The organism is Bacillus sp. FSL R5-0585 (assembly GCF_038004545.1).
Taxonomy (GTDB): domain Bacteria; phylum Bacillota; class Bacilli; order Bacillales; family Bacillaceae_G; genus Bacillus_A; species Bacillus_A cereus.
This window is the reverse complement of record NZ_JBBORJ010000001.1, coordinates 2,024,732-2,038,357: the sequence shown is the minus strand read 5'-3', so window position 1 is coordinate 2,038,357 and position 13,626 is coordinate 2,024,732. Positions and strand designations below refer to the sequence as shown.

The following is a 13,626-nucleotide window of genomic DNA, read 5'->3' as shown; positions in this document are numbered from 1 at the left end:
AGTATGTCAGCACAAAGACAACGAAACATGCATTATGATGGACGAAAGGAAGTTTTACTGTGATACATGATAGGCTTGGACAAACGGTATTAAGTTATCGTAAGAAAAATAATATGACAATTCGTGAATTCGCTGATTATGCAGGGATTAGTACGTCGTTAATTAGCCAAATTGAAAGAGGACATGCTAATCCTTCTTTAAATGTTTTGGAATTAATTGCAAAAGCATTAAATGTACCGCTGTTTACACTTTTTATTAACGATATTGATACAGATTCACTCATTTCTAAGAAAAAAGATCGAAAAAAAGTATATCGGGAAAACAATGATCATATTGTATATGATGTATTAACACCTGATTTTATGAAAGCACGTATTGAAATGCTAATGATGGATTTAAATAAACAAGCAAACACAACAGAAAGCCATTATTCCCATGAAGATAAGGAAGAGATTGCTGTTATTATGAAAGGGGAAGTGTATGTGGAATTGGAGGGAAAAGAATATTTTTTAGAAGAAGGCGATGTTGTACGTATTCCACCGAATGTGAAGCATCGATTTTTGAATAAAAGTGATGAATCGAATCACATTTTATTTGTCCTGACACCATCTTTAGGATGAAAATATAGTGCTTTTTATTAGGGGAGGAAGAAAATGGAAAACAATAGTATTTTAAAAGGCGGCCTTTCAATTATTTCTCAATGTAAAAAAGAAACAAATGATATTTGGCATGCGCATTTTGGAGCAGCTGCAATTGCTAGTTATTTTTTTATGAAAGATAATAATATTGATGAAGAAACAGCTCGTAATATACATTCGCAAACAAGGATGATGCTAAGCAAGAAAAAAATTGGTGAGATGATTGATGATAAAAAAGAAATAGATTTTCAAATTGCGGAGAATATGATTATAAAATCTTTAGAACAAACGATTGATGAACTTCATTGGGTCGGGCATAACGTCATTTATGCGTCATTGAGTTTATTAGCTATGAAAGAGCTACAAAAATGGGGAGATAATCAAGCAATTGAAGGGATTACTACTCTTATTTTATCATTTCGAAAAACAATTCCAGGTAGATCGTGGATTGGTTATACGATGAAAGAAGTAAAAAAATTAAGTTTTGAAGATGAGATACAAAGTGAATTGAGTAATCCAACACAAGTATCTCGATTCGTTTTAAATGAGTTATCGAAATTTAATAGTATTTATCGAGCGGAATCACATCATGATTTAATTGGGCATTTGCTTACATACTCCCACGCAATTAATATAATGTACGATTTAGGACATATAGATCTATTTCAACGAGGGATACGTCCGCTTTTAAAACTAGTATACGTACTAAGAGCTAGCCAAAAGCTCAAGCTGAATACGGAAATAACTTTACACTCACCTATAGATCGATTACCTTTAATTCAATCTAAACGTGCAAATATTTTACCAACTGAAAATATATTTTGGATAAAAGACTATAGTGAATTCGATTGGGATTTTGGTCATGTATTTAAATTCTCATATAGTTATTTTAATCATATAAAGAGAGCTCCAAATTATAAAGATATAACATTAGAAAAATTCCGGTATGTTATTCATTCTTAATGAACGTCAATAATCTGTAAAAGGAAGCTTAATCTAGTTTCTTTTTTTGTTAGTAGTATATTATTTTTTCAAATATGTAAGATTTTACATGCGTATTTTACTTTTACTAATTATGTAAGTAGGCTATACTGAAATACATACATTTTATTTTTGGAGAGATGTAAAACGACATGGAACTAGCGAAATTGGAAAAAGTAATCGAAATAAAAAAAGAAGAACTTTTATATTTAGTATCGGATTATGGAATTCAACATGAAAAAGTATTGGCATTGAGTCAAGAACTAGACAAATTAATCAATTACTTTATGTTTTTAAAATAAAGAGAACTATGACGGGTTTGTAAATGTTATAGTTCTTTTTTATTAGGTAATTTGAAAATATATTCAAATATATTGTCTAATTTCTTACAGAATGCGCAACTTGCTAGTCGAATATAAGGACTTTTGGTTATAATAAAAAGGAATTATTAATTGTATCGGTTAGGAGCGCAGCACATATGAAAACAGTTGTTGTTATCGGTGGAGGTATAACGGGACTTTCTACTATGTTTTATTTAGAAAAATTAAAAAAGGATTATAATATCGATTTAAATTTAATTCTTATTGAGAAAGAAGAGTATTTAGGTGGTAAAATCCATAGTGTGGAAGAAAAGGATTTCATTATGGAGTCAGGAGCGGATTCAATCGTTGCTCGTAATGAATATGTTATGCCACTTGTAAAAGATTTAAATTTAGAAGATGAAATGGTATATAATGAAACGGGTATTTCTTACATATATTCTGAAAACATGTTACATCCGATTCCTTCTGATACTATATTTGGGATACCGATGAGCGCCCAGTCTTTGTTTAGCAGTACGCTAGTCTCAACGAAAGGGAAAATCGTAGCTTTAAAAGATTTCATAACGAAAAATAAAGAGTTTACGAAAGATACATCACTTGCTCTATTTTTAGAAAGTTTCTTAGGGAAAGAGTTAGTGGAAAGACAAATTGCTCCTGTACTTTCAGGCGTATATTCTGGTAAATTGAATGAGCTTACAATGGCATCTACATTACCGTATTTACTGGATTATAAAAATAAGTATGGAAGTATTATTAAAGGTTTTGAAGAGAATAAAAAACAATTTCAATCAGCAGGAAATAAAAAATTCGTATCATTTAAAGGTGGACTATCTACGATAATTAATCGCTTAGAAGAAGTGCTCACTGAAACTGTCGTAAAAAAAGGTGCTATAACGACGGCTGTAAGTAAACAAGAAGGTCGATATGAGATTTCTTTTGTAAATCATGAAACAATAAAAGCTGATTATGTTGTTTTAGCAGCTCCGCATGATATAGCACAAACTTTATTACAGTCTAATGAGTTAAATGAGCAGTTTAATACATTTAAAAACTCATCTCTTATAAGTATTTACTTAGGATTTGACATACTAGATGAACAACTACCAGCTGACGGTACGGGGTTTATTGTAACGGAAAACAGTGATTTACATTGTGATGCTTGTACATGGACAAGTCGAAAGTGGAAACATACATCGGGTAAACAAAAATTATTAGTAAGAATGTTTTATAAGAGCACCAATCCGGTATATGAAACAATCAAAAATTATAGTGAAGAAGAATTAGTACGAGTAGCTTTATACGATATTGAAAAGAGTCTCGGAATTAAAGGTGAACCAGAAGTAGTCGAAGTTACAAATTGGAAAGATTTAATGCCGAAATATCATTTAGAACATAATCAAGCGGTTCAAGCATTGCAAGAAAAAATGACAAATCTTTATCCAAATGTATATTTAGCTGGTGCCTCATATTATGGTGTCGGAATTGGTGCGTGTATTGGAAATGGAAAGAATATAGCCAATGAAATAATGGCTACATTAAATAAATAATACTGTAGAATAAATAAAAACTGTTCCTTCAGCAAAATGGAGGAACAGTTTTTATTTATTTTATTTGAATGGAAATTGTATTGTTTTTTACATTGTTTTCTTTTATTGTTAATGTTATTTCTCCAGACTCTTTAAATGAATACGGTGATAGTTGATAAATATCTTTTATATCATGTTTTTCTTGTAATTTATTTACCGGTATTGATACGATATTTGGCTTCCATGTTTCTTGTTTTCCTGAAGGATATTCTATAAGTATTACCGGATTTTTTAACTGTATTGTTTTCCAAGAGACGAAATATAGTTGTACTCCTGTATCTTTTTTTAATAATTCTTCGGAGAAATAACCGAATTCGCCTACATTACCGAAAACAGTATAGTTTTGATTTTTTAATTTAATATCTAAATAACTAGGTTGATATGTTACCGCATGATAAGTTCCATATGAAAGTGAGAGTATGGCAGCGATTAAAATACCGATTGAAAATGTCCTAAAGCTATTACCTTTAAAGCTAGTCATCATGAATGAGTTTGGTGTGAATTTTTTTGCTAATAAAAAAATAAGTAATATGAGTAAGAGGGATAAGCCGATGAATATATACATAGGAAATCTTCACCTCCACAATAAAATAATATATTAACTATATTTTACCATAAATGTATGGGGTAGGTTGGTTGTTTAGAAGGAGAAAATGAAGAAACAATTTCTTTACAGTTCTTGATAATTTAAAATTCGATTTATGGAAATTATAGCGTCATGTTTGAGGTGCAATCAGAAGGTATCTAATTCGTGTATATAGAATTAAGAGAGAATGTGCCATTAGAAATGTTTGATTTATGGAACAATAAGGACTTTACTAATTATACATATTTTTTCTGATATAATGAATGAGTAGAGAGAAAGGAGTGATCCTATGGCATTTCCTATACTAGAAACAGAACGCTTACGTTTAGTTGAAATAGAACAATCTTATTGTCAAAAAATATATGAAATCTTTTCATTGGATGAAGTGACGTGTTACTACGGTATGAATTCTTTTACGGAGTTTGGACAAGCTTCACGTATGATCGAATCTTTTTCAAAAAATTACTTTGAGAAAAAGGCAATACGATGGGGAATTGTGTTAAAAGAAACGAACGTTTTAATAGGAACAATTGGACTAAACAATTTACAATTATGGAGTAAACGATCTGAGATTGGATATGATCTGCATCCTCGCTATTGGGGAAATGGTTATGCTTCAGAAGCAGCTGGAGAAATTATTAATTATGGATTTAAAGATTTAGGTTTGTTTAGAATTGGAGCTATTACATATCCTGAAAATGTTACTTCTTGTAGAATGTTATCTAAAATTGGCTTCCAAAAGGAAGGGCTATTGCGCGGATATATTCATCAAGGAAATAAGCAACACGATGCATTATTGTATTCTATAGTGCGAACTGATATTGAGGACATAAATTTATAATAAAAAAAACCTCTTAATTAAAAGAGGTTTTTTTTATTATAAATTAACCTAATTTAGGTAATAAACGTTCTCCGCTTTTCATGCTACTTTTACATAAAGGGCATTTAGGCTCTTCTTCAAATGAAAAGTTCTTTCTCATCCATCCTAAACAATCCTCTGATTCACATTCCCAAACAGGGGTTTGTTCTGGTGGTACTTCTGCTACATCGTTCTTTCGATTGCGATACATGTAACCACTCCTTTTATGTAAAAAATTTTAGTTATATATTAAAAAGGTTGTTAACCTTGCTGGTAACAACCTTTTTATTGTTTGAATTATAGCTTTACAACGTTTTTAGCTTGAGGTCCGCGGTTACCTTCTTCAACTTCGAAGCTAACTTCTTGACCTTCGTCAAGAGACTTGAAGCCGTCGCCAGTGATAGCTGAGAAGTGAACGAATACATCGTTACCGTCTGCAACTTCGATGAAACCGAAACCTTTTTCGCTGTTAAACCATTTTACTTTACCTGTTAATGTCATGGTAATGCCTCCTAAAAGTAGAAAAATTACAATATGATCGGCCTTATTTGAATGAAAATAAAATTTCACATATTATCAAAAACCCATAAGGAGTACAAACTGTCCCTGATTGATACTTGATAATATGCAAAGAAAATATAGTGTTAAATTGACCTTAATTACTATCTTACAACAAATGGTGGGAAATAGCAAGTGCTGGTAATACCACTGAGTAATCTAGGTGATAATAGTAAAGGCACAAAGGCACCTCTTTTATTTATATATTATTCCTAATTGGGATTTATGCAAAATCATGTAAGAAAAACTTAGAGTAAATATTAATAATATATTTTCCGTGGTAAAATATGGTTGTTTACTGTTGGTAGTTAAATACTATAAAAGGAGAAAAGAAAGTGAAAAATAATTCATTTATAATAATTGAAGCAGCAAAAGCAGGGAGAAAAAAGGTCCATCCAGTCTTTGCTGTAATATTAGCCATTATATTTTTGACTTTAGGCGAACTTTTTATGTTATTTATGTTATTTTTACCGAAAGCTGAAACGATATTCATGAAAGGTATTTATGACAATGTTAGAATGGTGTTAACGTTTGGCGGAGCTATATTTATTTTATTTATATGGGTTCGTTTTGTAGAAAAAAGACCTTTTTCATCCATTGGCTTTTGGAAAGAGAAATGGATGAGAAAGTATTTAAAAGGTGCGTTAATAGGGTTTTTATTTATTTCAACGCCAGTTATTCTACTATTATTAATGGGGAGTGTGAAATTGCAAGTACAACATATTACCTCAACAGTAATAGTAGGAATAGTAGGATCTCTAGTTGCATTTTTAATACAAGGGGCAACGGAAGAAATTATTGTACGAGGTTGGTTATTCCCGGTTCTTTCTGTTAGAAGTCGTATATGGGTTGGAATAATTGTAACTTCATTTTTATTTGGATTTCTTCATCTACTTAATCCGGGAATTACAATATTATCTATATCGAATATAATATTAGTGGGTGTTTTCGCAGCTTTATACGTATTGAAAGAAGATGGTCTGTGGGGAATATGTGCATGGCACTCAATTTGGAACTGGGCTCAATATAATGTATATGGCTTTGCAGTTAGTGGCACAACTGTATATTCTACTCCAATTTTTAAGTCTATAACAAATGGACCAGAAACATTGCATGGAGGCACGTTCGGAATTGAAGGTAGTATCATTACAACAATCATGCTCACTATCGCTTCAATTGTTTTATGGAGAAAGTTATGGGGAAGAAAAGCGAAACAACGAAATTTTAGTTAATGAAAGAGGGGGAAACTATGGGGATAATAGCATTTGAGGGAGCAAGCGCTGTTGGTAAAAGTACCACGTGCCGTGAATTAGAAAAGAATTATGGTGCTTATATAATACCTGAAGTGAATTCTTTATTTGAAAGGCCAAAAAATGAACATAGAACATGGTATTTTGAAAAACAAGTTGAGCGCTGGAATATAGCTGTTCAGAAGTCAGAGCAATATGAATTAGTAATACTCGATGGGGATATATATCAACCACTTAGTTATAATTGGTGCTTTCATTTTGATATATTTAATCAGCCATTATCTTTAATAGAAAATTTTTATAAAGAAAAGATGATAAATAGGGAAATTGGCTTTCCGGATCAATATTTTTATTTATATACGAACGATGAAGAACTTAGAAAGCGGAAAGTATCTGATGAGACGAAAAGAAGAAGAAACTTTGAAAAACATTTACATATATCAAAATCGTTTCAGCGTTATTATGAAAATTTAAATACTGTTACAGATGGGTATTGTAAATTAATTGAGGCGAAAAGTGTAAGAAATAATGAATTAGAAATAGTGAGAAACTCACAAAATTTGAACGTGTGTGAAGAAAGACGTTTTGATGTTTCGAAGTTAGATGCTATTACGAAGTGGTTAAAAGAAAATCGTGCATAAAGTAAAAACAACGAGTGTTGTAGAACGCGCTCGTTGTTTTTTTGTTTCTTTATAAATATAAAGGAAAAATTTGTAGAATATTTTCATTATTTAACAGAATAATCTTTCAATTTTAAAGAAAAAGAAATACAATATGAGGAAGTATATATAAATAATATGATAGGGGATGCGATATTTTGAATGAAGGAACAGTTTTTATATAAGAAATAATTAGGTAGTCAGAACAGAGATATTTGGGAGGAAACAAGCGAGATGAAAACATTTTTGAAAATAATAGGTGTTATAGCTGGTATGGCGATAATCGGAGTAGGTTTAACATATGGTATGCTGCATTATTTAAATAATAGTAAACCAGCTGCGAAAAAGGCATCACCAGCTGCTCCAGCAGTAGAAGTATTAGCTGATAGTAACGTAAAAGCAGAAGATGCAAAGATTTTAGAAAATGGCAATTATTCATTGCCAAATAGTGGTTTTAATAAAAATTTTAAATGGACAGATGAGAACATACAGACAGCATTACATGAAATGGCACATCAAAAAGCGAAAGCTGATCAAAAGTGGGGCTATATTTTTATTACACAAGAGCGGATTGAAAGCTTAATTGATATTGTAAAGAGTAATGATCTTGTACAGGGAAGTACATATGTAGAAATTTTAGAACGATGGAAACAAGGAAAATATGAAAAAGTTGATGGGGATCATAATAAGATTTGGAAATTACAAAGTGGGAATTTAGGAGAAGGAAAAGGAGTAATGTCGGAAGCTGAGCAAAAAGAATTAATTAATCAAGTGTTTATGAACAAAGGTACATATTCAGGGAGTAAATTAATTGCAGGTGGCGGACAGACTAATAAATAATATACTAATTAATGTAAGAGAGTAATTGCTTATTAGGCAATTACTCTTTTTAAATGTACTTCTTAATATCTTAATCTCGTTCAAGTAAGGAAAGAAACGACTGTAACACCGGGGAAATCCATCTGGATTTATGATAGATTACATGACTTTGAATAACGGATGGAGTTTCGATAGGCTGAAAACATAGTTGTTCTTTTTGACAACTTTCCTGTACAACGATATAAGGAAGAATTGAAATGCCTAACTCACACATGACGGATTGTTTAATGACTTCAACATTGGAAGTTTCAAATGTTTTAGCTGGAATATTTCCGCTTTGACGTAAAAAACGATCTACCATTGTCCTATAGCCGCAGCTTTGTTCTGTAAAAATGAACTGGGTTTCCTGTAATAACTGGAATGGATTTGTATGTGCAGCGGAATAAGCTGGTAAAATCCATCCAAATGTTTCATTACTAAAAGTACGCGTAATAAAATCATTATGTTCTATACTTTCTCCAATTATGAAGACAACGTCTGTTTCTCCTTCACGTAATTTTTGTAATGCTTGTTCATTTGTGTTTGTTTCAAGTACGATATTTACTTTCGGATTTTTCTGTTTGTAAGTACGTAATAATTGTGGTAATCGGTATACTGCTAATGATTCATTAGATGTAATACTTAATGTACCTTCTAAATAATCTGTATTTTGGGGGATTTCTTGCGCTTTTTCATATATTGAAAGTAATTCTAATGCATAAGGATGAAATTGATGACCGGCTTTTGTAAGTAGCACTTTTTTCCCTAACCGATCGAAAAGAGGAATATGTAAATCGTTCTCTAAAGCTTTCATATGTGCTGTAACAGTAGATTGCGCATAACCTAGCGCGTGCGCAGCTTTAGAAAAATTACCATACTTCACAATGGCGCAAAATGTTTTAACATGTCTCATTTCCATAAGCGATCCCTCTTTTATTATCATGATTTGTGAATGATTATATCATGTATTTTAATTTTCCAAATGATTAAATTCTGTATAAAATGAAATTGTAGAAATATTCATTCAGGTAATATTGGAGGAGAAAAGATGATCAAAAAGGGCTATCATGTAGCTGTTGTTGGGGCTACAGGTGCGGTAGGGCAAAAAATTATTGAACTGTTAGAGAATGAAATGAAGTTTAATATAGTTGAAGTTACATTGCTTTCGTCAAAACGATCCGCTGGTAAGAAAGTAAGATTCAAAGGACGAGAGATAATTATACAAGAGGCAAAAACAACTAGCTTTGAAGGTGTAGATATTGCCTTTTTTAGCGCTGGGGGAGAAGTATCTAGACAATTTGTAACTCATGCAGTTTCTAGTGGTGCGATTGTAATTGATAACACAAGTGAGTACCGAATGGCACAAGGTGTACCGCTCGTTGTTCCGGAAGTGAATGCGCACACTTTAAAACAGCATAAAGGTATCATTGCAGTTCCAAATTGTTCAGCACTACAGATGGTAACAGCACTTCAGCCGATTCGAAAATCATTCGGTTTAGAAAGAATTATCGTTTCAACATATCAAGCTGTATCGGGTTCTGGCATTCATGCGATTCATGAATTACGAGAGCAGGCTAAGTCTATACTTGCAGGTGAAGAAGTGAAGAGTGATATATTACCGGTGAAAAAAGATAAAAAACATTATCCAATAGCATTTAATGTACTGCCTCAAGTAGATATATTTACAGACAATGATTTTACTTTTGAAGAAGTCAAAATGATTCAAGAAACGAAGAAAATATTAGAAGATGAAAACCTGAAAATGGCAGCTACTTGTGTACGTGTTCCAGTTGTATCGGGGCATTCAGAATCGGTTTATATAGAACTGGAAAAAGAAGCCAGCGTTGCGGAAATCAAGGAAATACTAATGGATGCACCAGGTGTTATTTTGCAGGATAACCCTAGTGAACAGCTGTATCCAATGCCATTATATGCAGAAGGGAAAATAGATACATTTGTCGGAAGAATACGTAAAGATCCTGATACGCCAAACGGATTCCACCTCTGGATTGTTTCCGATAACCTATTAAAAGGTGCGGCTTGGAATTCAGTTCAAATTGCAGAGACTTTAGTGGAAAAGGGGATACTTTAATATAGTTTAAAAAACTAGGGAATCGTTAATGATTCCCCAGTTTGTATTTCATAATTGTTTTCTTTATTTCGGCCAACTTTAATTAAAATTAGTCGTTATTGAATTTTTATAAATATCTACTTTATGTGCAGTGAAGCGTAAGGTTTTGGATTCTGCATGAATTGTAAGATTAATAATAATCGATAACGGCATTTCGACCGTTTTCACAATATCTTCTATAGCAATATACTCATTTTTTGCTTCCTTATAATAAACAACAGAACGAATTACGGCCTCGTCACCTTCAATATCAATTTCACACATCATAGGGAATTTTTCACCATTATGTAAGAATAATTCGCCTAGTACGATTGAACCGTTTAATTCTTCTGTAAAATTAGTAGTTGCCGCTGGTTTTACCCATGTTTCGTCATGTTCTTCGTTTTCCTCTTCATCTATTGCCCATTCCCAAATGGGGTTTTGTTTTAGGTCCTCAATAGTTAATTTATCAATTGGTTTGCAACTACTCATACATAAATTCTCCTTTTATTTTGATAAATAAGTTTTTTGATTTCATGAATTAGATGATTGCTTATAAGTGGGTTTAACAAAGTATTTTGCTCATTTGATATCCAAACTACTTTATTTTGAAATAAAGCTATTACAGCAATATTAACAAAACTTTAATTGTCTAGTAAATAATTATTAGTGGAGATATTAAAATGGGATGGTGTTAAAGAAAGATAGTAAAAAACATCAAGGATGAATGAGATCCATTTGGTAAGATATGGATATATCCAATGTGAGGGGGAGTTTGATGTATCAAGTAAAGGGGTATTTTTCATCATTAAAAGGAAGTTATTATGAGATTGGAAAGCAACAAGGGGAATTCGTGAAACAAAATCCGTATCTCATCCCGCAATTTATACACGAAGAAAATGTAATATCTAATAACCATTGGACAGAATCGAGAAATATACTAAACAAACATTGTCCAGGCATAAATGAAGAAATTGAGGGGTTTTGTGAAGTGTTAAAAATTCCTTCAAAAAATATGATGTATTACTATCAAACACTATTGAAAGCAGGTTGTAGTCATTGTGCAGTATTACCTAAAAAGACCGATTTAGAGCACACATATGTATTAAGGAATTATGATTTGTCACCAATAATAGATGATATGCGTTTTTGTTCGACGCATGTTGAAGGTGCGTATGCACATAGTGGTTTTTCTACTCAATATTTTGGTCGAACAGAAGGGATAAACGAACATGGATTAGCTGTTACATTTTCAGCATGTGGTCAACCAGTAGGAAATATTGCAGGTTTAAGAAAGCCAATGGTGAGTGGTTTACAATGTTTTGCGGTAATTCGATTGTTGTTGGAGAAATGTAAAAATGTGCAGGAAGCTAAGTTACTAATAGAAGAAATCCCAATTGCTAGTAATATTAATTTAATAATAGCTGATCCTTTAAATGCAGCATATATTGAAATATTTGACGGTCATGAATCCACAATAACGATTGATGGTGAAAAACAAGCTTTTATTGTATCAACAAACCATGCAGTTAGTTCATCAATTCAGAAATTAAATAATAGGAAATTAGAACAATCAACAAAAAGATATCACCTTTTACATGAGCATTTAAATAGATGTGAACAAGTAAGCATAGAGTCTTTAAAAAAGTTAGTAGAAGAAGAATATCCTGCTGGACTTACTGTGCATAACTATGAAGAATGGTTTGGAACTTTACATTCTGTATTATTCGATTTACATGATCGTACAATGAAGATTTGTTTCGGATCACCACTTTTAAACGACTGGTATTCATTGAAAGTTGGAGGAAATATGCCGTTTTCTGAGGTGAACGTGAACTTTAAAAATAAAACTTATACTGACTTTTGGAAGGAAGATAAGAATGAATTGATACCTAAAAGATAAATGGGATAAGATGGTGATGTAAAGAGTGCATTTATACTGGAGGGATTATCAATACTAAAAGTTATGTTACCATTTGTTCTTATCTTTTTTCTTGTTATTGCGATGTATATTGCTTATCAAAAGAGAAAAAAGTCTGGGATAAAAGGATTGAAAAGTGCGGTAACTTCTATTTGCTTCTTTTCACTTGCAATCTTAAATATGTTTGCATATTGGTTTCATTTTGGCGGTGCTTTTACATGGTTATTTTCAATTGTATTATGGCTAGTTGGTGCATATTTTACTAAATATATTCCAATATCTAAAAAGGTACATTAAAGTTTATAAGAGTTAAATATAATGTTTACTTTGTTTTGAAAAGAGATTATTCTACTAAATTGTTGTGAAACGGTTTCATAGGATAATCTCTTTTGTTTAGTTTTGGAAAGAACGTACTGTGATTTTTAGTTGCTCAATAAATTCTCGAGTTGCAGCACACATATATTTATCTTTTCTATAAATTAGCCCTATTTCAATTATTGGAGTAGGGTTTTCTATTTTAATAGCTTGAATGTTTTTATTTTGTAAAAAGTCTATATATGGTTTGGGTAACACTGTAATTCCCATTCCTTTGGAAACCATTTGGATTAAAGATTCCATCGTACTAATTTCTAAAATTGGCCTTGGTTTAAAGTTTAACTTTTGACAATGAGATGTAATTAGTTCGGTTAAAAAGAAATTTTTAGGTAAAAGAATTAAAGGGTAGTTCTGTAATTCAGCAATAGATACATGATTACGTTCAGCTAATCGATGACCAGTGGGCACGACCAATGTAAGATCGCTTTTGTATAGAGGGATGGAGATAATCTCTTTATCTTGCACCGGGAGAAATATAATTCCAATATCTAGTTCGTTTCGTAATAATTTTTCACGAATATCTCCTGTACGAAGCCCTAATACAGAAAGCTCTATATTAGGATATAAATTATTAAAATTTAAAATAGCTGGTGGTAGTAAATAATTTACGACGGTTAACAAAGCCCCTATTGTTAAGGAACCTTGCTGTAATCCGTTTAGGTCTTGAATAGCTGAACGAGCTTGTTCGACTTCATGAAAAATGGTTTTACTATGTGATAATAAAATCTTCCCTGCTTCAGTTAATGATATTTTTTTACCAATTCGATCGAAAAGTGGCATTCCTACTTCATGCTCTAATGCACGTATTTGTTGACTTAGAGAAGGCTGTGAAATATTTAATTTTTCAGCTGCTTTTGTGAAATGTAATTCTTTTGAAACAGCTAAAAAGTATTCAAGTTGTCGTAATTCGATTGGAATCACC

Annotated in this window: 17 protein-coding genes; 11 read left to right on the top strand and 6 right to left on the bottom strand. The window is 31.8% G+C overall.

All coding sequences use genetic code 11. The annotated features are described in order from the left end of the window. Positions 1 to 59: 59 nt before the first annotated feature. From MKY38_RS10415 to MKY38_RS10400, 4 genes are all read left to right on the top strand, one after another. Positions 60 to 620 (top strand): helix-turn-helix domain-containing protein, encoded by a 561-nt coding sequence (locus MKY38_RS10415; protein ID WP_000581029.1) that lies wholly within the window; start codon positions 60 to 62, stop codon positions 618 to 620. Positions 621 to 653: 33 nt separating this feature from the next. After that, complete coding sequence (locus tag MKY38_RS10410; protein ID WP_065223674.1) at positions 654 to 1,601, top strand: hypothetical protein; 948 nt, start codon at positions 654 to 656, stop codon at positions 1,599 to 1,601. Positions 1,602 to 1,771: 170 nt separating this feature from the next. Further along, complete coding sequence (locus MKY38_RS10405) at positions 1,772 to 1,921, top strand: aspartyl-phosphate phosphatase Spo0E family protein (protein WP_000417698.1); 150 nt, start codon at positions 1,772 to 1,774, stop codon at positions 1,919 to 1,921. Positions 1,922 to 2,097: 176 nt separating this feature from the next. Beyond that, positions 2,098 to 3,489, top strand: a complete 1,392-nt coding sequence (locus tag MKY38_RS10400; protein ID WP_065223675.1) for a protoporphyrinogen oxidase — start codon at positions 2,098 to 2,100, stop codon at positions 3,487 to 3,489. A gap of 55 nt (positions 3,490 to 3,544) precedes the next feature. On the opposite strand, the gene MKY38_RS10395 is transcribed toward MKY38_RS10400, so the two are convergent. Next, positions 3,545 to 4,093 carry a hypothetical protein gene (locus MKY38_RS10395; protein WP_065223676.1) on the bottom strand — a complete coding sequence of 183 codons (549 nt, stop codon included), beginning with the start codon at positions 4,091 to 4,093 and terminating at the stop codon, positions 3,545 to 3,547. Between the two features lie 310 nt (positions 4,094 to 4,403). Between MKY38_RS10395 and MKY38_RS10390 the strand changes: the two genes are divergently transcribed. Then, a complete protein-coding gene (locus MKY38_RS10390; protein WP_065223677.1) occupies positions 4,404 to 4,955 on the top strand; it encodes a GNAT family N-acetyltransferase in 552 nt (183 codons plus the stop codon). A 43-nt stretch (positions 4,956 to 4,998) separates the two neighbouring features. On the opposite strand, the gene MKY38_RS10385 is transcribed toward MKY38_RS10390, so the two are convergent. Together MKY38_RS10385 and cspD are read right to left on the bottom strand one after the other, a co-directional pair. After that, complete coding sequence (locus MKY38_RS10385; protein ID WP_000286203.1) at positions 4,999 to 5,184, bottom strand: cold-shock protein; 186 nt, start codon at positions 5,182 to 5,184, stop codon at positions 4,999 to 5,001. Positions 5,185 to 5,270: 86 nt separating this feature from the next. Next, positions 5,271 to 5,474 carry a cold-shock protein CspD gene (cspD, locus tag MKY38_RS10380; protein WP_000176366.1) on the bottom strand — a complete coding sequence of 68 codons (204 nt, stop codon included), beginning with the start codon at positions 5,472 to 5,474 and terminating at the stop codon, positions 5,271 to 5,273. A 392-nt stretch (positions 5,475 to 5,866) separates the two neighbouring features. Here cspD and MKY38_RS10375 point away from each other — a divergent pair, with 392 nt between their 5' ends. The 3 genes from MKY38_RS10375 (at position 5,867) to MKY38_RS10365 (ending at position 8,280) form a co-directional block, all read left to right on the top strand. Further along, positions 5,867 to 6,763, top strand: a complete 897-nt coding sequence (locus MKY38_RS10375; protein WP_070180121.1) for a CPBP family intramembrane glutamic endopeptidase — start codon at positions 5,867 to 5,869, stop codon at positions 6,761 to 6,763. Next, positions 6,763 to 7,422: an AAA family ATPase gene (locus tag MKY38_RS10370; protein ID WP_114555638.1), complete on the top strand. Its 660-nt coding sequence runs from the start codon at positions 6,763 to 6,765 to the stop codon at positions 7,420 to 7,422. Before MKY38_RS10375 ends, MKY38_RS10370 begins: the two co-directional genes overlap by 1 nt. Before the next feature lie 252 nt (positions 7,423 to 7,674). Continuing rightward, entirely contained in the window at positions 7,675 to 8,280 is a 606-nt protein-coding gene (locus MKY38_RS10365) for a PRK06770 family protein (protein WP_065223680.1), read from the top strand. A 70-nt stretch (positions 8,281 to 8,350) separates the two neighbouring features. Here MKY38_RS10365 and MKY38_RS10360 read toward each other — a convergent pair whose 3' ends face one another. Next, entirely contained in the window at positions 8,351 to 9,217 is an 867-nt protein-coding gene (locus MKY38_RS10360) for a LysR family transcriptional regulator (protein ID WP_000425898.1), read from the bottom strand. A gap of 129 nt (positions 9,218 to 9,346) precedes the next feature. Between MKY38_RS10360 and MKY38_RS10355 the strand changes: the two genes are divergently transcribed. After that, positions 9,347 to 10,390, top strand: coding sequence for an aspartate-semialdehyde dehydrogenase (locus tag MKY38_RS10355; RefSeq protein WP_065223681.1), 1,044 nt, complete (start codon positions 9,347 to 9,349; stop codon positions 10,388 to 10,390). Between the two features lie 78 nt (positions 10,391 to 10,468). On the opposite strand, the gene MKY38_RS10350 is transcribed toward MKY38_RS10355, so the two are convergent. After that, positions 10,469 to 10,900, bottom strand: a complete 432-nt coding sequence (locus tag MKY38_RS10350; protein ID WP_000093107.1) for a hypothetical protein — start codon at positions 10,898 to 10,900, stop codon at positions 10,469 to 10,471. A 286-nt stretch (positions 10,901 to 11,186) separates the two neighbouring features. Between MKY38_RS10350 and MKY38_RS10345 the strand changes: the two genes are divergently transcribed. Beyond that, entirely contained in the window at positions 11,187 to 12,311 is a 1,125-nt protein-coding gene (locus tag MKY38_RS10345; RefSeq protein WP_065223682.1) for a C45 family autoproteolytic acyltransferase/hydolase, read from the top strand. Between the two features lie 63 nt (positions 12,312 to 12,374). Next, positions 12,375 to 12,626 carry a hypothetical protein gene (locus MKY38_RS10340; RefSeq protein WP_072938391.1) on the top strand — a complete coding sequence of 84 codons (252 nt, stop codon included), beginning with the start codon at positions 12,375 to 12,377 and terminating at the stop codon, positions 12,624 to 12,626. A 96-nt stretch (positions 12,627 to 12,722) separates the two neighbouring features. Here MKY38_RS10340 and MKY38_RS10335 read toward each other — a convergent pair whose 3' ends face one another. Beyond that, positions 12,723 to 13,625 carry a LysR substrate-binding domain-containing protein gene (locus tag MKY38_RS10335; protein ID WP_114555637.1) on the bottom strand — a complete coding sequence of 301 codons (903 nt, stop codon included), beginning with the start codon at positions 13,623 to 13,625 and terminating at the stop codon, positions 12,723 to 12,725. Between the last annotated feature and the right edge of the window lies 1 nt (position 13,626).

Bases quoted from the DNA above. Each gene is read 5' to 3' on its own strand.
- MKY38_RS10410 (WP_065223674.1), top strand. From the start codon at position 654: ATGGAAAACAATAGTATTTTAAAAGGCGGCCTTTCAATTATTTCTCAA.
- MKY38_RS10405 (WP_000417698.1), top strand. From the start codon at position 1,772: ATGGAACTAGCGAAATTGGAAAAAGTAATCGAAATAAAAAAAGAAGAA.
- MKY38_RS10400 (WP_065223675.1), top strand. From the start codon at position 2,098: ATGAAAACAGTTGTTGTTATCGGTGGAGGTATAACGGGACTTTCTACT.
- MKY38_RS10395 (WP_065223676.1), bottom strand. From the start codon at position 4,093: ATGTATATATTCATCGGCTTATCCCTCTTACTCATATTACTTATTTTT.
- MKY38_RS10390 (WP_065223677.1), top strand. From the start codon at position 4,404: ATGGCATTTCCTATACTAGAAACAGAACGCTTACGTTTAGTTGAAATA.
- MKY38_RS10385 (WP_000286203.1), bottom strand. From the start codon at position 5,184: ATGTATCGCAATCGAAAGAACGATGTAGCAGAAGTACCACCAGAACAA.
- cspD (WP_000176366.1), bottom strand. From the start codon at position 5,474: ATGACATTAACAGGTAAAGTAAAATGGTTTAACAGCGAAAAAGGTTTC.
- MKY38_RS10370 (WP_114555638.1), top strand. From the start codon at position 6,763: ATGAAAGAGGGGGAAACTATGGGGATAATAGCATTTGAGGGAGCAAGC.
- MKY38_RS10365 (WP_065223680.1), top strand. From the start codon at position 7,675: ATGAAAACATTTTTGAAAATAATAGGTGTTATAGCTGGTATGGCGATA.
- MKY38_RS10360 (WP_000425898.1), bottom strand. From the start codon at position 9,217: ATGGAAATGAGACATGTTAAAACATTTTGCGCCATTGTGAAGTATGGT.
- MKY38_RS10355 (WP_065223681.1), top strand. From the start codon at position 9,347: ATGATCAAAAAGGGCTATCATGTAGCTGTTGTTGGGGCTACAGGTGCG.
- MKY38_RS10350 (WP_000093107.1), bottom strand. From the start codon at position 10,900: ATGAGTAGTTGCAAACCAATTGATAAATTAACTATTGAGGACCTAAAA.
- MKY38_RS10345 (WP_065223682.1), top strand. From the start codon at position 11,187: ATGTATCAAGTAAAGGGGTATTTTTCATCATTAAAAGGAAGTTATTAT.
- MKY38_RS10340 (WP_072938391.1), top strand. From the start codon at position 12,375: ATGTTACCATTTGTTCTTATCTTTTTTCTTGTTATTGCGATGTATATT.